Origin of the sequence: Pandoraea communis, from assembly GCF_902459745.1 — a bacterium.
In the GTDB taxonomy this organism is placed as follows: domain Bacteria; phylum Pseudomonadota; class Gammaproteobacteria; order Burkholderiales; family Burkholderiaceae; genus Pandoraea; species Pandoraea communis.
Genome location: NZ_CABPSJ010000004.1, coordinates 145,640 through 167,066, shown reverse-complemented (window position 1 = coordinate 167,066; position 21,427 = coordinate 145,640). Strand labels below are relative to the sequence as shown.

Sequence of the window (21,427 nt, the reverse complement as noted above, 5' to 3'; positions counted from 1 at the left end):
ATTCAGCACACCCTTCGCAACGCAAGATTCTCGTGAATCTAGACACTTGTCCGGAGCAATGCCGGGGGGTCCACGGGGATTGGGGCGGACGGGAAAACGCGGGTGTCACCCCGGTGCCGAAGGCATCGTCGAAACACGCGACGCGTTGGCGTGACCGTATCAAAAAGACCACACCTATCGGTAAAGATACTGATTAGCGGTCGTTTTTGTGCGGTCGCATAATCGATCCGGAACCTGCCTGTCCTGTGCCGGGGGGCGCATCGATGGACGCTCGGGCAGGTTCGTTTCGCGGCAAAGACCGTGTATCAGACCCGAGAAGGTGCAACATGAGCTACTACCATTCCAAAGAAGAAGGCCGCGGCCGAGTCATCACCTTCACGCCGGCCCACCGCTGGCGCCGTCGCGCCTTCGCCGTGACCTGTGCGGTGCTCGCCGCACTCGCCTACTACGCGGTGCATCACCCGAAGTAGGCGGTACGGCAACCCTCGTCAGGCGGCGTTTCCCAAGACCGGTGCGTGCCAGTCCAGCGGCACGTTGGCCAGCATGTCGTCGACCATCGCGTCCAGGCCGAAGGCCGGTTTCCAGCCCCAGTCGTAGCGCGCGTGAGTGTCGTCGAGCGTATGCGGCCACGTCTCGGCAATCGCCTGGCGGAAGTCCGGTGCGTACTTCACCGTGAAGCCCGGCACGCGGCGCGCAATCGCCGCCGCCAGCGTCGCCGGATCGAAACTCACCCCAGCCACGTTGTACGACGAACGCACGCGCAGCCGCGAGGCGTCCACGTTCATCAACTCGAGCGTGGCACGCACGGCATCGGGCATGTGGATCATCGGTAGCGTCGCGTCTTCCTTCAGGAAACACGTGTAGGTCTCGCCGCGACGCGCCGCCTGAAATATCTCGATGGCGTAATCGGTCGTGCCGCCGCCTGGGGGCGTCTTGTAGCTGATGACGCCCGGATAGCGCAGGCTTCGCACATCCACGCCGAACTTCGTGAAGTAGTACTCGCACAGCCGCTCGCCGGCCTGCTTGCTGATGCCGTACATCGTGGTGGGGTCCATGATCGCGAGCTGCGGTGTTTCGACGGCCGGCGTATGCGGGCCGAACGCAGCGATCGACGACGGCCAGAACACCCGCAACCCTTGGCGCTCACGCGCCAACTCGAGCACATTGAGCAGGCCGTTCATGTTGAGCGTCCAGGCCTGGAGCGGGCGGGTCTCGCCGGTTGCCGAGAGCAGCGCCGCCAGATGGAAGATCTGCGTGATGCCGAAGCGCTCGACGAGCGCGGCCAGACGCGGCGCATCGAGCACGTCGAGCGTCTCGTAGTGCACCGGGTGGCGCGACGGCCCCGGTGCGATGTCCGTGGCGACAACATTCTCGTTGCCATACTGTGCCGCCAGCGCCTCGACGAGTTCGCTGCCGATCTGCCCGTTGGCGCCGATGATGAGGATGCGTTCCATGTTCAACCTTGCTTGAGAATGCCGAGTTCGTTGCCGGCCTGCGCGAACGCCGCCAGCGCACGCGTCAGATGTTCGCGGGTATGCGCTGCCGAGAGCTGCACGCGCACGCGCGCCTGCCCCTGCGGCACCACGGGGTAGAAGAAGCCGGTGGCGATCACGCCCAACTCATAGAGTCGCTGCGCAAAGCGCTGGGCAAGCGTGGCGTCGAAAAGCATGACGGGCACGATCGGATGAGTGCCCGGCTTGATGGTGAAACCCAGCGCCGCCACTTCCTTGCGGAAGAACGCGGTGTTCTCGTGCAATTGCTCGCGGCGCGCCGACGAATGTTCGAGTTCGTCGAACACCGCGAGCGACGTGCCGACGATGGCCGGCGCGAGGCTGTTCGAAAAGAGATACGGGCGCGAGCGCTGACGCAGCGTCTCGATCACCTCGCGGCGGCCCGCCGTGAAGCCGCCCATCGCGCCGCCGAGCGCCTTGCCCAGCGTGCCGGTAATGATGTCGATCTTGCCGAGCACGCCATGATGCTCGTGCGTGCCTCGCCCCGTCGGGCCCATAAAACCGGTCGCGTGACACTCGTCGATCATGATGAGCGCACCGTACTGCTCGGCCAGCGCCACGATGCGATCGAGCTGGGCAATCGTGCCGTCCATCGAGAACACACCGTCGGTGACGATGATGCGATGACGCGCCCCGGCGGCCGCCTGCAACTGGCGCTCGAGGTCTTCCATATCGTTGTGGGCATAGCGCAGGCGCTGCGCCTTGCAAAGACGCACGCCGTCGATGATCGAGGCGTGGTTGAGCGCATCGGAGATGATGGCGTCCTGCTCGTCGAACAGCGGTTCGAACAGACCCCCATTGGCATCGAACGCGGCGGCGTACAGGATGGCGTCTTCCGTGCCGAGATACGCGGCGATGCGCGCTTCAAGATCCTTGTGCGGGCCTTGCGTGCCGCAGATGAAGCGCACCGACGACAGGCCGAAACCGAAGTCTTCCAGCGCCTTCTGCCCCGCCTTGACGAGCGTTTCGCTGCCCGACAGCCCCAGATAGTTGTTGGCGCACAGGTTGATGCGCGTTTGCCCGTCGTCGCACATGACCTCCGGCCCCTGCCGCGACATGAGCACGCGTTCCTGCTTGAAAAGGCCCTGGCGGCGCGTATCTTCCAGTCGTTCGGTCAGTTGGCGATAGAAACCCTCGCGGGCCTCCGGAGTGTGTGCAGTCATCGTGGGCATCTCCTTTGTGCGGTTGGCCGGCGCCGCTGTGCGGCGCCGGCCGAAGATTCCGGTGGCATCGGTGAATGCCGCCCGGGTATCGAAAGTCTTGCGTGAACGGGCCGTTTGCTCTGCTACCATGCAGCCATTCACCTTATCGGAAACTATACTTTATATTGAACAAGTTTCAATATATTGGAAAATTCTAATATCCCGGAATTCATATGGCAAGCACTCCCGCGGCGTCCACGATGTCCCCGGTCGCCCCGCCGCCCGTTGGCGACATGATTCAGCAACTACGCAAAGAGCGTGGCATGACGCTCGAGACGCTCTCCCGCGCTTCCGGCGTTTCGAAGTCGATGCTCTCGCAGATCGAGCGCGACAAGGCCAACCCGACCATCGCGGTGGCGTGGCGGCTGGCCAACGCACTGGGCGTGCGGCTCGATCAATTGCTCGGCGCCCCCACCGGCGACCCCGAGCCGGTGCGCGTGATCGGCAAGCATGAAATTCCCACGCTGGCGGGGGCGGAGCACGCCTATCAGTTGAAGATCCTCGGCCCGATGGAGCTGGCCGGCAAATTCGAGTGGTACGAGCTGACGCTGCAACCCGGCGCAGCGCTCGTGTCGGAGCCACACGATCCGGGCACGCGCGAGCACTTCACCGTGTTCGACGGTCAGGTCGACGTCGAAGTCGAGCACTTCGCGCGACGCGCCAGGCCGGGAGAGACTGCCCGCTATCCCGCCGACCGCGCCCATGCCATCCGCAACGTCGGAAAAGCCGTGGCACGCGGCTTGCTGGTGGTCATTCACGGCTGAGCCGCTTTCGCCCTTCCTCTGCCCCCCCCGCACCGCTCAAGTCCTTTCCCAGACTGCCGTTAGCACATGTTGGGTCCGTGTTCTCATCGGGAGCATTGACAATCGATCGACAATCGGACCGCGCGGGCGTGGTGACGCGTCACGCGCGGCCGCCGCCGGAGTGACACCAGCGCGGAATCAGTGGGGAAGACGAAGTGATCCAGCAGTTGAGTTTGAAAGCAAAGTTGTGGTCTGCCGTTGCATTGATGTGGGTCAGTCTGCTAGCCATGGCGGTCTGGGGGGCCTGGGCGCAGCGCGACACGATGCTGGCCGAGCGGCGCGAGGGCCTTACGCACGTGGTCGATGCCGGCCTGAGTCTCGCCAAGTACTACGGCGAACGCGCCCAGCGCGGTGAGATCAGTGTCGCCGAGGCGCAAAAGCTTGCGCGCGAGCAGATCGGTGCGATCCGCTACGACGGCGACAACTATTTCGGTATCTTGAACTCGCAGCGCGTGATCGTGCTCAACGGCGTCAATCCCAAGCTCGAAGGCAAGGACATGAGCCAGTTCCGCGATCCGTCGGGCAAGCTCATGTTCTCGGAGATCGTCGCGGCTGCGCGGACTGACGACCCATTCGTCACCTATCTCTGGCCCAAACCCGGCTCGGACAAACCCGTCGAGAAGATCAGCCGTGTCGGCACCTATTCGCCTTGGGACTGGTATCTGACGACCGGCGTCTACGTCGACGACATCAATGCCGCCTTCGTCGGTGCCCTGCTTCGCTGGGGTGCGATGCTCGCCGTGATCGGTCTGGCCGTGTCTGGCGTCATGCTGCTCATCATTCGTAACGTCCAGCACAGCCTCGGCGGCGAGCCCGAATACGCGGCCGATATCGCGACGCGCATTGCCGACGGCGACCTGCTCACGCAAGTGCGTCTGCGTCAGGGCGACGGCGCCAGCCTGCTCTTCGCGATGCAGCGCATGCAGGCCAATCTTCAGCAGATGATCGGACGCATTCGCGGCGGCACGAGCGCCATCACGCTCGCAGCACGCGAAATTGCCGAAGGGAATACCGATCTGTCGGCACGTACCGAACAGCAGGCGGCAGCGCTCGAAGAGACAGCCTCATCGATGGAACAGCTCACGTCCACCGTCCGGCAGAACGCCGACAACGCGCGTCAGGCGAGCCAACTGGCGGAGAACGCCTCTGCCATCGCCGTGCGCGGCGGGCAAGTCGTCGATCAGGTGGTGACGACGATGGAAGGCATCTCGCACAGCTCGGGCAAGGTGGTCGACATCATCGGCGTGATCGACGGCATCGCGTTCCAGACGAACATCCTCGCGCTCAACGCCGCCGTGGAAGCCGCCCGCGCGGGTGAGCAGGGACGCGGCTTCGCGGTCGTTGCGGGTGAAGTGCGCACACTCGCCCAGCGCAGCGCGGCAGCGGCCAAGGAGATCAAGGACCTGATCGAATCGTCGAACGCACGGGTCCAGGACGGCTCGACCCTCGTGACGCAGGCCGGTCAGACAATGCAAGACGTGGTGCAGGCCGTGCGGCGTGTCACCGACATCATGGGCGAGATTTCGGCGGCCTCTACCGAGCAAAGCCACGGCATCGAGCAGGTCGGCCGTGCGGTCACGCAAATGGACGAAGTCACACAGCAGAACGCTGCACTCGTGGAGCAGGCGGCAGCCGCCGCCGCGTCGATGGAAGACCAGGCGCGCGCGCTCGACCAGGCGGTCGCCGCGTTTCGCATGACCTCGGATAACGAGCTTGCGGGCGGGCGCGGTTCGGCAGCGGTGGCGCTCAAGCGGCTCGCCGCCTGACGAGCCAGCGCGGCGAGTTGTCAGCGCGCCTGAAGGCGCGCGATGCGGGCCGGCATCAGGCCGCGTCCAACTCGCCCGCCATCCCCGCCTCGATGATCCGGCGCGCCACGGCCGGCAGGATGCGCAGCGGCGGCGAGCCGACGCCGAAGGTCTGGCTCGCCGCGTAAGCCCCTTCGAGAATGAGCGATAACGCGTCGACCAGCGGCGCCGGTTTCTGCAAGCCGGCGGCCGTGGCGAGTGCCGTGAAGCGCCGCACCACTTCCGCCTTGTAGTCCACCACCAACTTGCGCGCCGCATGCGCCGGGTCGGGGAATTCAGCCGCCACATTGACGAACGGGCAGCCGCGATAGCCCGGTTTGCTCGCCCGCTCGGAAAGATCCACGAAGATTTGCAACATCTGTGCGCGCGGCTCTCCCGCCCGTTTCGCGATGCTTTCGTCGATACGCGCCAGACTCATCGTCTGCATGTGATCGAGGTACGCCAGAATCAATTCGTCCTTCGATGCGAACTGACGATAGAGGCACATCTTGTTCACACCGGCGCGCTTGACAACGGCATCCACCCCGACGGCACGCACGCCTTCCGCGTGAAACAGTTCCACGGCCGCATTGAGCAAACACTGCTGCGCGACGGGCGCCGGTGTGACATGCCGCGCGGCCTTGCCCGCGCGCGACGCCGCACTGCGACGCCTCGACGGCGCAACCTTGCCCTCGCCTTTGGCTGCCGTTGCCACGCCCGCGTTCGCCGGGTCCGACATGTCAGGCCTTACGGGCGGTACGGTCGTTGTCGATTTGGCCATTGCCTGGCGCTCCCCAAAAGCAGAAATTTGCGACGCGGGACAAAGCCCTGCCGCCACAAAGGAATACTTGACATGTTACCGATCGGTTCATAACATGGCAACCTCATGTTACCGGTCTGTCACATGACGACCGATGAACGTAGACATCCCAGTTCTCGCAAACGTTCCCGGTTCGGCAAACAACACCGAACCCCAGCAAGGATTTCCGCCATGAAGGCTGCACTTGCAAGGCGCATTGACGGACGCTTCCACTACGGTTGGATCGTTGTCGGCGTAATTTTCCTGGTCCTGCTCGCCTCGGCGGGCATTCGCGCGACGCCGAGCGTCATGATGGTGCCGCTCGAGCACGACTTCGGCTGGAGCCGCGCCACGATCTCGCTGGCGATTTCCGTCAACCTGGCGCTCTACGGTCTGACCGGCCCATTTGCTGCGGCTGCCATGCAGCGCTTCGGCATCCGTCCGACGGTGATGGTGGCCCTGCTGTTGCTCGCGTCGGGCACGGCGCTTTCATCGCTGATGACGGCCCCCTGGCAGATGGTGCTGATCTGGGGCGTCATGGTGGGCGGCGGAACGGGCGTGGCGGCCGTGACGCTGGCGGCAACGGTATCGAACCGCTGGTTCCACACGCATCGCGGTCTGGCGATGGGTATTCTCACCGCCAGCTCCGCCACCGGCCAGATGGTGTTTCTGCCGATCATGGCCGCGATCACCGAGAGCTACGGCTGGCGTCCGGTGGTGTTGATCGTGGGGCTGGTCGCTGCGCTGGTGCTGCCGCTCGTGGCATTCCTCGTGCCGGAGCGTCCGGGGTCGGTCGGCCTGCGCCCGGTCGGCGCGCCGGAAGACGCCGCCGACACGCCGCTCGCCCAAGGCAATCCGCTCAAGACTGCGCTGTCGGCACTGCGCATGGCGGCGGGCAAGCGCGACTTCTGGCTGCTGTTCTTCAGCTTCTTCATTTGCGGCGCGAGCACCAACGGCTATATCGGCACGCACTTCATCGCGATGTGTGGCGATTACGGCCTCTCCGAGGTCAAGGGTGCGGGCATTCTGGCGGCCATGGGCGTGCTCGACCTCGTGGGCACTACGGCGTCGGGCTGGCTCTCGGATCGTTACAACAGCCGTGTGCTGCTGTTCTGGTACTACGGATTGCGCGGCGTGTCGCTGATTTATCTGCCGTATGCGTTCGGATTCGACTTCTTCGGCATTCCGCTCTTCGCCTTGTTCTACGGTCTGGACTGGATCGCCACGGTACCGCCGACGGTGCGTCTGACGACCGATGTTTTCGGCAAAGCGATGGCCCCGATCGTATTCGGCTGGATCGTCGCCGGCCACCAACTCGGTGCGGCGACGGCGACACTTGTCGCCGGTTCGCTGCGCGCCACGCTGGGTAACTACACGATGGCCTCGATGCTCTCGGGCGGCGTGTGCATTCTCGGCGCGCTCATGGTGCTGCGTATTGCACCGCACGCACCGAAGCGCCCCGTGGCGGCCGGGGCCTGAAACAGAGCGCATCCGGCGACAAATGTGCCTGGCCGTTCCGGCGTTGAGGTCGTCTGCACGACCAGAGAAAAAGTCGTAACCTGTGCCAGTTTTGTGCAGCACAGCATCCCCCCACTTTCACAGGACTTCAGCAATGATGGACTCGCAACAGACTCCCTTGGCCACGCTGGACACCGATCTCTTTTCGCCGTACGCGCTTGGCCCCCTCGAACTGAGTAACCGCATTGTCATGGCACCGCTCACGCGCAGTCGCGCCGGTGCTGGTGACGTCCCGGGCCCGATGGTTGCCGAGTATTACGCCCAGCGCGCCTCGGCCGGCCTCATCATCAGTGAAGCCACCAACATTTCCCAGCAGGGCAAAGGCTACGCGTTCACGCCGGGCATTTATACCGAAGCGCAGATTGCCGGCTGGAAGCAGGTGACTGATGCGTTGCACGCCAAGGGCGGCAAGATTTTCTGCCAACTCTGGCACGTCGGTCGTATTTCGCACCCGTCACTGCAACCTGGCGGGGCACTGCCGGTCGCGCCGTCGGCGATTCAGCCGGCGGGCAAGGCGTTCACCGAGCACGGTTTCGAACCGCATCCAACGCCGCGCGCGCTCGAGACGTCCGAGATCCCAGGCATCGTCGAGCAATACCGTCATGCAGCGCAGTGTGCGAAACGCGCCGGTTTCGACGGCGTGGAAATCCACGCGGCAAATGGCTATCTGCTCGACCAGTTCATGCGCGACAAGACGAACCATCGCACTGACCAGTACGGCGGCAGCATCGAGAATCGCGTGCGTCTGACACTGGAAGTCACGCAGGCGGTCGTCGACGTATGGGGTGCCGAGCGCGTGGGGATTCGTCTCTCGCCGATCAGCCCGGCCAACGATTGCGGCGACCGTAACCCGGAGCCGGTGTTCACGTACGCGGTCGAGCAACTCAACCGCTTCGGTCTGGTGTACCTGCACGTGGTCGAAGGCGCGACGGGTGGTCCGCGTGAAGTCGAGAACGGCTTCGATCTGCAGAAGCTGCATCGCATCTTCAAGGGCACATTCATGGCCAATAACGGCTACGATCTCGCACTCGCGCTAAAGGCGCGCAAGGAAAATCTGGCCGACCTGATCGCGTTCGGCAAACCGTTCATCGCCAACCCGGATCTGGTGGAACGCCTCAAGCGCGGCGGCCCGTTCAACGAACTGGACCGCGATACGCTGTATGGCGGCGACGCTCGCGGCTACATCGACTATCCGACGCTCGACGAATCGGCGGCGTAACTTCCGCGCGTCATCGCGTTCGATCGTTGCCTTGAATCGGCAAGGGCTCCTGCGGGAGGATCAGGCCACCCGCGGCCCTTGCCAGCGCAAAAGATCCGCACCGGCCGGGTTCTGGTACATGCGCAAACCGAACTCCGGCAAGATCGCGAGCAGATGATCGAAGACATCACCCTGCACGCGTTCGTACTCGGCCCACACCGTGGTGTTCGTGAAGCAGTACAGCTCGATCGGAATTCCCGTTGCCGACGGCTGGAGCGAGCGCACCATGCACGTCATGCCATCGTGAATGTTCGGATGCGTCTTCAGGTAGGCCAGCGCATACGCCCGGAAGGTGCCGATGTTCGTCAGACGTCGCGTGTTGGCCGGCACCCCCGCCGCCGTACCCAGCGCCGCATTCGCATCCGCCAACGAACGCTGCTTGTCCATCAGATACGCCCCGAGCAGATGCAGCTTCGACAGGCGCTCAATCTCTGCATCGTCGAGGAAGCCGACGCTGCCCGCGTCGACGAACAGCGTGCGCTTGATACGGCGCCCGCCCGATTGCTGCATGCCACGCCAGTTGCGGAAGCTCTCGGAAATCAGCCGCCACGTCGGAATGGTCGTGATCGTCTTGTCCCAGTTCTGCACCTTCACCGTGTGCAGCGCGATATCCACCACGTCGCCATCGGCGCCGACTTGCGGCATCTCGATCCAGTCGCCCACGCGAAGCATGTCGTTCGACGTCAGTTGCACACTGGCAACGAACGACATGATCGTGTCCTTGAACACCAGCAACAGCACCGCCGACATTGCCCCAAGCCCCGAGAGCAGCAGCCACGGCGAGCGGTCGACGATGGTCGCCACGATGGCGATCGCCGCCACCACATACAGCGCGATCTTGCCTAACTGAACGTATCCTTTGATCGAACGCGTACGTGCATGCTCGGAGAGCGCATAGACCGTTTGCGCCGCGTCCAGAATGCCGGCAATGGCGAGCGTCGCGTAGAGCAGCGTCGTCGCGAGCGCAAGGTTGCCAATCACCATCACGGCCTTCGGCGCAAGATCCGGCACCCACGCGATACCGAACTGAATCACGAGATACGGCAAGATGCGCGCGGCGCGATGAAACACGCGATGCGCAAGCAACGCGTCGTCCCAGCGATTGGCCGTGCGCTGCACGACGATGCGCACCACGCGAACGATCAGGACCTGCGCCACCGCCTGCACCAGCAGCGCCACACCGGCCAGTAACGCCAACGCCCCGGCCATCCGCGCCCAGGGTGCATTCTCGAACCACGCCATCACTGCTTCCCACGTCATTGCGCAACTCCTTGCTACCGATTACCCAAACCGCCCACCGGGCGTGTGAACGCAAGAATGACGGCCGCGCCAGGCCGTCACTCTCCGACTTGCCGGACGAACGTCAATGACGCCCGTCCGATCGACCACGCGATGCGCGACCGCCACAAGACGCCAGCCGGCTTACGCCGCCGCCCCGAACGGAACGCTGGCGACCACGCTCGATGCGCCAGGCAACGGCGGTGCGATGATGGTGCCGCCGCCATTACCGCGCGACTTGCCCGAACTCAGATAGTCGGCGATGGAATCCTGCGTCACCTCGCCGAGATACTGGTTGTCATCGCCCAGCACGGGCAGCGACGCCAGATTGTGTTCGTACATGCGTGAGAGCAGCACTCGCAAGTTGTCGGCCGCAACGGCCGACGCCTTGAAGTCGCGCACCCGCTCGCCACACGTCCCCTGCGCGTGACGCGTATCGCGGCGCGCAATGTAACCCAGTGCGCGTGCGTTCTCGTCGACGACCACCAGCGAACGCGTATCGAGTTCGTCCATCATGTCGTAGGCCTCGGCCAGCGTGGTCTGCGGCTTGACGGTCGGCTGCGGCGTCGCCGCATCCTCTGCGCGCACCAGCAACAGACGCTTCAGAATTCGGTCATGTCCCACGAAGCTCGCCACGAACTCGTCGACCGGACGTGCCAGCAGCGCATCGGGTTGCGCATACTGCACCAGACGTCCCTGACGGAAGATCGCGATGCGGTCGGCCAGCTTGATCGCTTCGTCGATATCGTGGCTGACCATGATGACGGTCTTGCCCAGTTGACGCTGCATCTGGAAAAACTCGTTCTGAATCGACTCGCGGTTGATCGGATCAACGGCGCCGAACGGCTCGTCCATGAGCAGCACGGGCGGATCGGCTGCCAGTGCGCGGATCACGCCGATACGCTGCTGTTGTCCGCCTGATAGCTCGCGCGGATACCGCGACAGATAGCGCTTCGGATCGAGCGCCACCATACTCATCAGTTCCGTTGCGCGCTCGCAGCAACGCTTCTTGTCCCAGCCGAGCAAGCGCGGCACGACGGTAATGTTCTCTTCGATGGTCATGTTCGGGAACAGACCGATCTGCTGGATCACGTAACCGATGTGGCGGCGCAGTTCGATTTCGTTGATGTTGCCGGTGTCTTCGCCATTGAGCAGAATGCGCCCGGACGTCGGCTTGATCAGCCGGTTGATCATCTTGAGTGTGGTCGTCTTGCCGCAGCCCGACGGGCCGAGAAAGACGCAGATTTCGCCCGGCGGCACTTCAAGGCTGACCGAGTTGACTGCGGTCACGGGGGTGCCGTCCTTCTGGACGAAGCTTTTGGTGAGATTGTCGAGTGTGATCATACGGTTCGGATTCCTTTCGGTGTCAGCACGCGCTGCAGGCGGTGCAACAGGGTGTCGGCCACGATGGCGAGCAAACTCACCAGCACCGCACCCACGACGAGCTGCCGGGTATCGCTCTGGCTGATCCCCTGGGTGATCAACACCCCGAGACCGCCGGCCCCGACGATGGCGCCAATGGCCATCACGCCAATATTCATGACGACGGCGGTACGCACGCCGCCCAGTACCACCGGCACGGCCAGCGGCAGTTCCACCAGGCGCAGGCGCTGCCAGAACGTCATGCCAATGCCGATACCCGCTTCGCGAATGCTCGGATCGATCTGGCGCAACGCGAGACTGGTGTTGCGCATGATCGGCAGCAGCGAGTACAGGAAGACGGCCGCAACGGCCGGTGCCGGCCCGATGCCCATGCCGTAGACCGACAGGACCGGGATCATCAGACCGAACAGCGCGATCGACGGGATGGTGAGAACAACGGTCGCCAGGCCAAGCACGGCACCCGACAACCAGCGAAAGCGCGTGACGAGCACGCCCAGCGGCACGCCAACCACGATGGCGGCCCCGACCGATGCGGCCACCAGCCACGCATGCTGCCCCGTCAGGGTCAGGAGGCGGTGCCAGTTATGCGTCAAGAATTCAATCATGGGACTCCTCATTCAGTAACATCGGGCGCAACGACGGCATTGCCATCACTGCACCAGCCCTTCCTGCTTGAGGAAGTCGCTCGCCACACGCGACACCGCCCGATGGTCGATGTCGACCTTCGCGTTCATGTCGCTCATGTTCTCGCTGTTGATCTTCGCGGACAGCGCGTTCAGTTCGTCGGCAAGCCCGGGGTTGGCATCGAGCACTTCCTTGCGCACCACGGGTGTGGCTGCGTATGCCGGGAAGAAGCCCTTGTCGTCGGCCAGCACCTTCAGATCGAAACCCTTGTTGCGGCCATCGCTCGTGTAGACGAGACCGGCGTCGATCTGCTCGTTTTTAAGCGCCGTATAGACGAGGCCCGGGTCCATCTGCTTGATGTTGGGCCGCTCGAGATGGAAGCCATAGAGTTGCTCCATCGGCTCGAGACCATCGGCGCGGCCGACGAACTCCATGTCGAAGGCAAACAACATCTTCGGATTCGCGCGGAATCTGTCGATGAGTTGCGAAACCGTTTCCACCCCCTCTTCGCGGGCGATCTTGCCCGGCATGGCGAAGGCATAGGTGTTATTGAGCGCCGACGGATTGAGCCAGACGATGCCGATCTTGCCATCGAGTGCTTTCACGCGTTCATAGGCCTGCTGCGAATCGAGCTTCTCGGTGATCTTGTTGTAGACGATCAGCGACGTGCCGGTGTATTCCCAGGCGATGTCGAGCTGCTTGCTCTCCAGTCCCTGGCGCATGACCACGCTGCCCAGGCCGTTCTTGAGTTCGACGTCATACCCTTTGCTGCGCAGGTACTGAGCGGTCATCTCGGAGAGAATCAACTGCTCGGTGAAGTTCTTGCCGCCGACGGTGAGCGTTGCGGCATTTGCGGTGGCGCTCGTGGCCATCACACCGAGCGCGGCGAGTGCGAGACAAGCCGCGCCCAGCAGCCGCATCCAGCGCGGCATGACACCGGCGAGCGTATGAGGAAATGAAACTTGCATGCTTGGGGTCTCCTTGGTCTTAGCGCGCCGGGGCGCCGTGACGTGCGAACCAGAGCCCGCTCGTGAAGGCAACGATGCCGTCGAGTACGAGTGCGAGCAGCGCAGTCCCGGCAGCGCCGAGAAGCAGCTTCGTCGGGTCGTTCAGATAAATGCCGGGGAAGATCAGTTGTCCCAGACTGTCAGCGCCGATCAGGAACGCGAGCGGCGCAGTGCCGACGTTGATCGCGAGGGAAGTGCGAATGCCACCGACGATGACCGGCATGGCATTGGGCAGATCCACACGGAACAGCACCTGCGCGGGCGTCATGCCCATGCCGCGTGCCGATTCCCGCAACGCGGGCGGCACTTGCCGCAAGCCTTCGTAGGCATTGCGCACGATCGGCAGCAGCGACGCAAGCCACAGCGCCAGAATGGCGGGCCGGTCGCCGATGCCGAGCACGGCCATCGACAATGCCAGCACGGCAAGCGACGGCAGTGTGTTGCCGATATTGAAAATCTGTACAGCGCGCTCGGCATGCTTCGCGAACTTCGGCCGCGAGATCAGCGCGCCAGCGGGCACGCCGACAGCAATGGCCATCGCCATCGATATCGCCACGAGCTTGAGATGCTGTTGGGTGTAATACACCAGGTCACCCTGGTATTTGACAAGCGTGTCGACGCCCAGCCAATACACCAGGCCGGTAACGGCTGCGGCCACACCGAGCAGCCCGAAGCCGGCCAAATAGAGAATGCGATACTGCTTCGCCACGTTCATGCTCCCTTTGAATGGGTTGGCAGCGCTGTCGCGAGGCAATAGCAGTCGCCCCGCGTGACAACGCGGTCAAACAAGCATGACAACTGTTAGCTGCCTTGCAAATTGTGAAGTGTTCGCTCCGAAGGTCTGTGGAAGACAACGGTGACGAACCAGGCGTCGCGAAATGCGACATGAGAGACGAGCTTTCGACGCTCTGGGCGCCTGGGCCTCTCGGTGCACGCTTATTGAAAACGCGCGAGTGTTTTACCGCACAAACTCATTGAGTGATGGAACCGGCCGCTGGCGCAATGAGGAACACCGGCGACGCTTTTTCTGCTGTTTCTATGGACCAATCACAGCGATTGGCTTTTTTAATTCTAGTACAGATAGTGCGTCGATGCCAACCCGCCAGCCGCTTTATCGCGATAAATCCCACGTATTTTCAGGAATATTACATCACATATTCCTCATATAAATCGGATAACGAATTAATTGCACACTCGGCAATCCCCCGTCATCACAGGCGCCGCGGGTGTCTTGGGGGTCACGTCCCGAATTTCGTCATCTCGATATTTCGCACAGCAGATCGACGTGCCGCAGACATTATTGCCCCGCGAGGTAACAAGGTGCTTTCGCGCGCCGGAAAACAGTGCAAAAATCGTCTCTGATTCGCGCTTCCCGGCGGGTCGAACGGGAAATCGACGCCCTCCCTTCGAAACGGATGCCAACCCAGGGAAACTCGTGTATTCTCCAAGGTTTATCTTAGTTTTCAACTATTTAGCGCGAAATCGGGGAACCGGGACGGTAACGTAAGGCGATGACCTTGCGGCCAGTCGCGGGGGCGATAGTTGAACGGTAAAAGGCAATCGTGCGCGAGGCACGCACGAGGTCGTTGATCGGCGAATAACAACTATGAAAAGTACCATCAGCCGTACCGAACAGGGCAATCGCGTTGCCGCGACCACGATCTTGGTGGCGTGCGCCGCGCTCACCCTCGCGGGATTTCTCGCACGCGCGCTCGAAGGCGCGGTGAATCCGTTACTGACGTTCTTCCTCGTCTCGGCCGGCGGCATTCTCAATCTGTCGACGGCCTGCCTGCTCGGCGTGCAGTATCTCTACAACGGCAAACGGTACTTCGCGCAATTCGGATGCGCATTCCTGCTGCGCGGACTCTTCATGTTCACCGAAGGCGTGTTGCTTGCGAATCAGCTTGCCGGCATCACCTCTCACGTCACGCGCGCCCCCTTCTGGCTCTGGCTCGTCGCCGAAACCAGCTTCGCCGTGTACGTGATGCTGAGCGTGCGCAGTTACTCGCTCACGCGTACCGATCCGCACATACGTCCCGGCTATTCGGAAGCGGCGCGCTACGGTGCCGTCGTGCTCATCGTCTGGGTGACGGTATCGCTTGCGCTGGTCGGTGCCGGACACACGCTCGTTACGCCGCATCTGGCCGGCGGCATGAGCATCGAGACCCTCGCTCTCGGCGCGCTTTTCGTCGCCTACGTCGCGCTGTGGTGGCGAGTTGCGGCAGTCACCCGGCTGACGCACAAGCTGTTCCTGCTCGTGTGGGTGGTCGTCACCATCTCGCTGTGCCAATTGCTGCTCTGCCTGACTGCCCCCAGCGAAGCCTCTTACCAGTGGTACGCCGCACGTCTTCTTGCGTTGGCGTCGCCGGGTGTCGCAACACTCGCGCTCGTCTGGGAAATCACCCGGCAGTATCAGTCGCTCGCACTCACGAACACCGATCTGGTCGAGAAAGTCTTCATCGACCCGCTTACCCATATCTACAACCGGCGTTACTTCGACAACCGCATTCGCCTCGTCGTCGAGCGCGTTCAGCAGCAGGCGATTCCGCTGTCGGTGCTGCTCATCGACATTGATTTCTTCAAGCAGGTGAACGACCGCTACGGACATCCTTTCGGCGACGCCGTGCTCCAGCGCATCGCCAACACGATTCAGCATTGCATCCGTCTGCCGAGCGATTTTGCCGTTCGTCTGGGCGGAGAGGAATTTGCCGTGGTGCTGCCGGAGATCGACGAACACGCCGCGCTTCGCATAGCCGACCGAATTCGCGAATCGGTCAAACACGCCAGCACGGAACTGCTACCGCAGACCGCGCGCGAGGAAGGCGAAGCGATCACGATCAGCGTAGGCATTGCGTCATGGTTGCCGGGAGAGCCGCTCGTCATCAGTGCGATGCTCGAGCGCGCGGACAAGGCGCTTTATCAGGCCAAGCATAAGGGGCGGGATCAAAGCGTGCTGGGACAGATGGCAGCCTGAGCACGCACTGACGCAGCGCGGCGAGGGGAGGCAGGCAGGTGCGGGCGCTCAGCGGTTCGGGCGGGACGGTGGGCCTTTGAGTTCGACGGTATTGCCGTCCGGGTCGACGAGATAGCACGACGGTCCCTCGCCGTGGGCACCGTAGCGTTGCACCACCTCGCCCAGCGTTACGCCATGCGAGGCCAGCCCCTGTCGAATGGCCTCATCGTCAAACGGCTCGACGCGCAGACAGAAGTGATCGAGATTGTGTCCTTCCGGACTGGGCGCAACACCGCCATGGCGGCCGATCTCGCCCGCGACGTCGACCAGATCGATCAGCGCATCGCCCGCGCGCAACTGCACCAGCCCGAGATCGGCCTGCACCCTCTCCAGCGTGCAGCCGAGAATATCCATGTAGAAATGCTGAAGCCGGGCGATGTCATTGGTGCGCAGCACCACGTGATCGAGCGCGACGAACGGAATCTTCATCACGCGCTCAACGCATAGCGCCGCCGCTTCTCGACCTTGGTCTCATGCGTCATCTCGCTGCGCCCATCTTCGAACACCGTCTCCAGCCGCACCGTGAAACCCCACAGCCGCGCTACGTGCTTGAGCACCTCCTCGAAGCCCTCGTCCAGCGGCTTGCGATCGCTTTGCACGTGCCGCAGTGTGAGCGAGCGATCGCCGTGCAGATCCACATGCGAGACCTGAATGTTCGGCTCTAGCTGACTAAGGTTGTACTGTTGCGCGAGCATCTCGCGGATTTCGCGATAGCCGGTGTCGTTGTGGATGGCGGTCACGCGCAGACGGCTGTCGCGGTCGTCATCGAGCACGGAGAACAACTTCAGATCGCGAATCACCTTCGGCGAGAGGAATTGCTGGATGAAGCTCTCGTCCTTGAAGTTGCGCATGGCGAAGTCGAGCGTCGTGAGCCAGTCGGTGCCCGCGATGTCGGGGGCCCACTCGCGGTCTTCGTCGGTCGGCGTCTCGCACATGCGGCGAATATCCTGGAACATCGCAAAGCCCAGCGCATACGGGTTCAGACCGCTGTAATACGGACTGTCGAACGACGGCTGATACACCACGTTCGTGTGTGCGTGCAGGAACTCCATCATGAACGAGTCGTTGACGAGCTTCTCCTTGTAGAGCTGCTGCAAGATCGTGTAGTGCCAGAACGTCGCCCAGCCCTCGTTCATCACCTTGGTCTGACGCTGCGGATAGAAGTACTGCGCGAGCTTGCGCACGATGCGCACGATCTCGCGCTGCCAAGGGGCTAGCTTGGGCGCGTTCTTCTCGAAGAAGTACAGCAGGTTCTCCTGCGGCTCGCCGGGGAAACGCGGGTCTTCCGACTCACCGGGGTCGAGCCCGTCGTCCTCGTCGTCATCGTGCAAGGCGCGGTGCGGCAACGTGCGCCACAGATCGTTGATCTGCAATTGCAGGTAGTTCTCCCGCTCTTTCTGACGCGCCTGCTCTTGCGCAAGCGACAGCCGCTTCGGCCGCTTGTACCGGTCCACACCGTAGTTCATCAGTGCGTGGCAAGAGTCGAGCAGCAACTCGACCGACTGCTCACCGTACCGCTGTTCGCATTCGGTAATGTAATTGCGCGCGAACAGCAGGTAGTCGACGATGGCGTCGGCGCTGGTCCACGTGCGGAAGAGGTAATTGCCCTTGAAGAACGAGTTATGACCGTAGCTGGCGTGCGCGATGGTCAGCGCCTGCATGGTCATGCTGTTCTCCTCCATCAGATACGCGATGCAGGGGTTCGAATTGATGACGATCTCATACGCGAGGCCCATCTGTCCCCGCTTGTAACCGCGCTCGGACGACAGAAAGTGCTTGCCATACGACCAGTGGTGGTAGCCGATGGGCAGGCCCACGGTTGCGTAGGCGTCAAGCATCTGCTCGGCGGTGATGATCTCGATCTGATTCGGATACGTGTCGAGCTTGAAGTCGGCCGCGATGCGCGCGATCTCGTGCTCATAACGTTGAATCAGTTCAAACGTCCATTCCGATCCGGTGGATATATACGCCATGATGCGTCCTCGTTGCCCTCGTTGGGGTATCGACGCGGGACCGTTTTCAGGCCGCCTTCTTCTTGAACAGGTCGTGCAGCACCGGATAGATCTCGGCGGCTTCCATGATGCGTTGCATCGCGAAATTCGGATGCTGCTGCTTGACCGACAGGTATTCGTTCCACAGGTTCTGTGGCTCGGCGCTGGCTACCTCCACATACGCGAAGTACTGCACGGCCGGCATGATCGTCTGATTCAGGATGTCGCGGCAGATCGGCGAATCCCCGTCCCAGTTATCGCCGTCGGACACCTGCGCCCCGTAGATATTCCAGTCGCTCGGCGAGTAACGATCCGCGATGATTTCCGCCATCAGCTTGAGTGCGCTCGAGACCACCGTGCCACCCGATTCGCGCGCGTAGAAGAAGTCGTCTTCGTTGACCTCTTTCGCCGTGGTGTGGTGACGGATCAGCACCAGATCGATGCGCTCATAGTTATGCCGCAGGAACAGATAGAGCAGCATGAAGAAGCGCTTGGCGAGATCCTTGCGGCTCTGATCCATCGAACCGGAAACGTCCATCAGGCAGAACATGACGGCCTGCGCCTGCGGACGCGGCTGCATGACCCGGTTCGAGTAGCGCAGATCGAGCTTCTCGATGTACGGAATCGCTTCGACACGGGTACGCAGATGCGTGATCTCGTGCGCCAGCGCCAACGCGCGCGGCGACGTATCGCCTTCGCGCGAGACGATGTCCGCGTATTCGGCTTCCAGCTCGCGCAACTGCTTGCGATAGGGTGCCGTGAGTGCGATGCGGCGCCCAAGCGAGCTGCGCATCGTACGAATGACGTTCAGGTTCGACGGCGTGCCGTCGATCGAATAGCCTGCACGGACCTTGCGGAACTCCGGAATCTGCGCGAGACGCCGCTTGGCGAGATCCGGCAGGGCCATATCCTCGAAGAAGAATTTCAGGAACTCCTCGCGCGAGAGGTTGAAAACGAAGTCGTCCTCACCCTCTCCCGAGTCGCTGGCGCGGCCTCCGCCGCCCCCCGCCCCCGACTGCGGACGCTCGAAGTTGTCGCCCACCACGAACTCGCGATTGCCGGGATGCACCATCTCCCGCCGCCCGCCGGGCCCGTGGTGGAACAACGGTTCCGAAATGTCCTTGACCGGGATCGAGACCTGTCCGCTGCCATCGATATCGGTAATCTTGCGCCCGCCCACCGCCTTCGCCACCGCGCGACGGATCTGATCGCGGTAGCGTTTGATGAAACGCTGCTGGTTGATGGCGCTTTTGTTCTTGCCGTTTTGCCGTCTGTCGATGATTGCTGACATAGTGGCCCCGATGATTTACGAGGATTTGCGCACGCGCAGATACCATTCCACGAGCAGGCGAACCTGCTTCGGGGTATAGCCTTTTTCCACCATTCGGTTGACAAAGTTGGCGTGCTTTTCCTGATCCTCTTTGGACGATTTCGCGTTGAACGAGATCACCGGCAGCAAATCCTCGGTGGTCGAGAACATGCGCTTCTCGATGACCGCCCGCAGCTTCTCGTAACTCGTCCAGAGCGGATTCTTGCCCGCGTTGTTCGCGCGTGCGCGCAGGACGAAGTTGACGATTTCGTTGCGGAAGTCCTTCGGATTGGTGATCCCGGCCGGCTTCTCGACCTTCTCCAGTTCGTCGTTGAGCGCGTTACGATCGAGAATCTCACCGGTATTCGGATCGCGATACTCCTGATCCTGAATCCAGAGATCTGCGAAATTCACGTAGCGGTCGAAGATGTTCTGGCCGTACTCCGAGTACGACTCGAGATAGGCGGTCTGAATCTCCTTGCCGATGAATTCGACAAACGGCGCGGTCAGATACTCCTTGATATAGGCGAGATAGCGCTTTTCGACTTCGCCGGGGTACTGCTCGCGCTCGATCTGTTGCTCGAGCACGTACAGCATGTGCACCGGGTTGGCCGCCACTTCGGTATTGTCGAAATTGAAGACTTTCGACAGCACCTTGAAGGCGAAGCGCGTGGACATGCCCGTCATCCCCTCATCGACACCGGCGTAGTCGCGATATTCCTGATACGACTTGGCCTTCGGATCGATATCCTTGAGGTTTTCACCGTCGTAGACACGAACCTTGGAGAAGATGTTGGAGTTCTCGGGCTCTTTCAAACGCGTGAGCACCGCGAACTGGGCGAGCATCTTGAGCACGTTCGGCGCGCGCGGCGCGTTGGCGAGCGAGCTGTTCTTCACGAGCTTCTCGTAGATCTTCACCTCGTCGGTCACGCGCAGGCAGTACGGCACCTTCACGATGTAGATACGATCGAGGAAAGCCTCGTTATTACGGTTGCCCTTGAAGCTCTGCCATTCGGCCTCGTTCGAGTGAGCGAGCACGATACCGTCGAACGGAATCGCACCAAACCCTTCCGTGCCCTTGTAATTGCCCTCCTGGGTGGCGGTCAGCAACGGGTGGAGCACCTTGATCGGCGCCTTGAACATTTCGACGAATTCGAGCAGGCCACGGTTGGCCAGGCACAGACCGCCGGAATACGAGTAGGCGTCCGGGTCGTCCTGCGGATACTCCTCAAGCTTGCGGATGTCGACCTTGCCGACGAGCGACGAGATGTCCTGATTGTTCTCGTCCCCCGGCTCGGTCTTCGCAATCGCGATCTGTTGCAGCACCGACGGACGCACCTTCACCACGCGGAACTTGGTGATGTCGCCGTTGAATTCGTTCAGACGCTTGGTGGCCCACGGCGACGGAATCGTATTCAGATACCGCAGCGGAATGCCGAAGTCCTCTTCCAGAATCTTGCCGTCTTCCTCGGGCGAGAACAGGCCCAGAGGCGACTCGTGCACTGGCGATCCCTTCAGGCAATAGATGGGCACGTCCTCCATCAATGCCTTCAGTTTCTCGGCCAGCGACGACTTGCCGCCGCCCGGGGGCCCAAGCAGGTACAGGATCTGTTTGCGCTCTTCGAGCCCTTGCGCGGCGTGTTTGAAGAACGAGACGATTTGCTCGATCGTGTCTTCCATGCCGTAGAACTCACGGAAGGCAGGATAGATCTTGATGATCTTGTTCGAGAACAACCGCGAGAGCCGCGGGTCGTGGTGCGTGTCGATAAGCTCGGGCTCACCGATGGCGCTCAGCATACGCTCGGCTGCCGTCGCATACGCTGTCGAGTCCTTCTTACAGATCTCCAGATACTCCTGGATGCTGTATTCCTCTTCCTTGCGTGCTTCGAAACGTGTCGTGTAGTGGCTGAAAATATCCATATGCCTCACCCCCGCTTCATCGGAAAA

General features: G+C 62.2%; 18 protein-coding genes. 6 read left to right on the top strand and 12 right to left on the bottom strand.

What is annotated here, in order from left to right; genetic code table 11:
• Positions 1–326 precede the first annotated feature (326 nt).
• Entirely contained in the window at positions 327–470 is a 144-nt protein-coding gene (locus tag PCO31110_RS25700) for a hypothetical protein (protein ID WP_174977240.1), read from the top strand.
• Between the two features lie 18 nt (positions 471–488).
• Here PCO31110_RS25700 and PCO31110_RS15400 read toward each other — a convergent pair whose 3' ends face one another.
• Together PCO31110_RS15400 and kbl are read right to left on the bottom strand one after the other, a co-directional pair.
• Positions 489–1,454, bottom strand: coding sequence for an NAD-dependent epimerase/dehydratase family protein (locus tag PCO31110_RS15400; RefSeq protein WP_010804043.1), 966 nt, complete (start codon positions 1,452–1,454; stop codon positions 489–491).
• A gap of 2 nt (positions 1,455–1,456) precedes the next feature.
• Positions 1,457–2,674 carry a glycine C-acetyltransferase gene (kbl, locus tag PCO31110_RS15395; RefSeq protein ID WP_010804042.1) on the bottom strand — a complete coding sequence of 406 codons (1,218 nt, stop codon included), beginning with the start codon at positions 2,672–2,674 and terminating at the stop codon, positions 1,457–1,459.
• A gap of 212 nt (positions 2,675–2,886) precedes the next feature.
• Here kbl and PCO31110_RS15390 point away from each other — a divergent pair, with 212 nt between their 5' ends.
• Both PCO31110_RS15390 and PCO31110_RS15385 read left to right on the top strand, forming a co-directional pair.
• Positions 2,887–3,477: a helix-turn-helix domain-containing protein gene (locus tag PCO31110_RS15390; RefSeq protein WP_010804041.1), complete on the top strand. Its 591-nt coding sequence runs from the start codon at positions 2,887–2,889 to the stop codon at positions 3,475–3,477.
• A gap of 197 nt (positions 3,478–3,674) precedes the next feature.
• Positions 3,675–5,282: a methyl-accepting chemotaxis protein gene (locus PCO31110_RS15385; RefSeq protein WP_081636413.1), complete on the top strand. Its 1,608-nt coding sequence runs from the start codon at positions 3,675–3,677 to the stop codon at positions 5,280–5,282.
• A gap of 55 nt (positions 5,283–5,337) precedes the next feature.
• Here PCO31110_RS15385 and PCO31110_RS15380 read toward each other — a convergent pair whose 3' ends face one another.
• Positions 5,338–6,039: a TetR/AcrR family transcriptional regulator gene (locus tag PCO31110_RS15380; protein ID WP_370855839.1), complete on the bottom strand. Its 702-nt coding sequence runs from the start codon at positions 6,037–6,039 to the stop codon at positions 5,338–5,340.
• Positions 6,040–6,291: 252 nt separating this feature from the next.
• Between PCO31110_RS15380 and PCO31110_RS15375 the strand changes: the two genes are divergently transcribed.
• Both PCO31110_RS15375 and PCO31110_RS15370 read left to right on the top strand, forming a co-directional pair.
• Positions 6,292–7,578, top strand: coding sequence for an MFS transporter (locus tag PCO31110_RS15375; RefSeq protein WP_010804038.1), 1,287 nt, complete (start codon positions 6,292–6,294; stop codon positions 7,576–7,578).
• A 133-nt stretch (positions 7,579–7,711) separates the two neighbouring features.
• Positions 7,712–8,836, top strand: a complete 1,125-nt coding sequence (locus PCO31110_RS15370; protein WP_150690807.1) for an alkene reductase — start codon at positions 7,712–7,714, stop codon at positions 8,834–8,836.
• Between the two features lie 60 nt (positions 8,837–8,896).
• On the opposite strand, the gene PCO31110_RS15365 is transcribed toward PCO31110_RS15370, so the two are convergent.
• The 5 genes from PCO31110_RS15365 to PCO31110_RS15345 form a co-directional block, all read right to left on the bottom strand.
• Complete coding sequence (locus PCO31110_RS15365) at positions 8,897–10,135, bottom strand: mechanosensitive ion channel family protein (RefSeq protein ID WP_150690806.1); 1,239 nt, start codon at positions 10,133–10,135, stop codon at positions 8,897–8,899.
• A gap of 162 nt (positions 10,136–10,297) precedes the next feature.
• Positions 10,298–11,497: an osmoprotectant ABC transporter ATP-binding protein OsmV gene (locus PCO31110_RS15360; protein ID WP_150690805.1), complete on the bottom strand. Its 1,200-nt coding sequence runs from the start codon at positions 11,495–11,497 to the stop codon at positions 10,298–10,300.
• Positions 11,494–12,141 (bottom strand): ABC transporter permease, encoded by a 648-nt coding sequence (locus PCO31110_RS15355; protein WP_010804034.1) that lies wholly within the window; start codon positions 12,139–12,141, stop codon positions 11,494–11,496. Before PCO31110_RS15355 ends, PCO31110_RS15360 begins: the two co-directional genes overlap by 4 nt.
• A 45-nt stretch (positions 12,142–12,186) precedes the next feature.
• On the bottom strand, positions 12,187–13,080 hold the full coding sequence (locus PCO31110_RS15350) for a glycine betaine ABC transporter substrate-binding protein (RefSeq protein WP_503124994.1): 894 nt from the start codon (positions 13,078–13,080) through the stop codon (positions 12,187–12,189).
• Between the two features lie 67 nt (positions 13,081–13,147).
• Positions 13,148–13,882 carry an ABC transporter permease gene (locus tag PCO31110_RS15345; protein ID WP_150690803.1) on the bottom strand — a complete coding sequence of 245 codons (735 nt, stop codon included), beginning with the start codon at positions 13,880–13,882 and terminating at the stop codon, positions 13,148–13,150.
• A gap of 891 nt (positions 13,883–14,773) precedes the next feature.
• Here PCO31110_RS15345 and PCO31110_RS15340 point away from each other — a divergent pair.
• Positions 14,774–16,141 (top strand): GGDEF domain-containing protein, encoded by a 1,368-nt coding sequence (locus tag PCO31110_RS15340; RefSeq protein ID WP_150690802.1) that lies wholly within the window; start codon positions 14,774–14,776, stop codon positions 16,139–16,141.
• Positions 16,142–16,189: 48 nt separating this feature from the next.
• Here the strand turns inward: PCO31110_RS15340 and PCO31110_RS15335 are convergent, their stop codons facing one another.
• The 4 genes from PCO31110_RS15335 to PCO31110_RS15320 are packed head-to-tail and all read right to left on the bottom strand — an operon-like array spanning position 16,190 to position 21,400.
• Positions 16,190–16,609 carry a VOC family protein gene (locus PCO31110_RS15335; RefSeq protein WP_010804030.1) on the bottom strand — a complete coding sequence of 140 codons (420 nt, stop codon included), beginning with the start codon at positions 16,607–16,609 and terminating at the stop codon, positions 16,190–16,192.
• Positions 16,609–18,153 carry a SpoVR family protein gene (locus tag PCO31110_RS15330; RefSeq protein WP_010804029.1) on the bottom strand — a complete coding sequence of 515 codons (1,545 nt, stop codon included), beginning with the start codon at positions 18,151–18,153 and terminating at the stop codon, positions 16,609–16,611. The genes PCO31110_RS15335 and PCO31110_RS15330 overlap by 1 nt, the downstream gene beginning before the upstream one ends.
• Positions 18,154–18,199: 46 nt before the next feature.
• Positions 18,200–19,462, bottom strand: coding sequence for a YeaH/YhbH family protein (locus PCO31110_RS15325; RefSeq protein ID WP_010804028.1), 1,263 nt, complete (start codon positions 19,460–19,462; stop codon positions 18,200–18,202).
• 15 nt (positions 19,463–19,477) lie between these two features.
• On the bottom strand, positions 19,478–21,400 hold the full coding sequence (locus tag PCO31110_RS15320) for a PrkA family serine protein kinase (protein WP_010804027.1): 1,923 nt from the start codon (positions 21,398–21,400) through the stop codon (positions 19,478–19,480).
• Positions 21,401–21,427 lie beyond the last annotated feature (27 nt).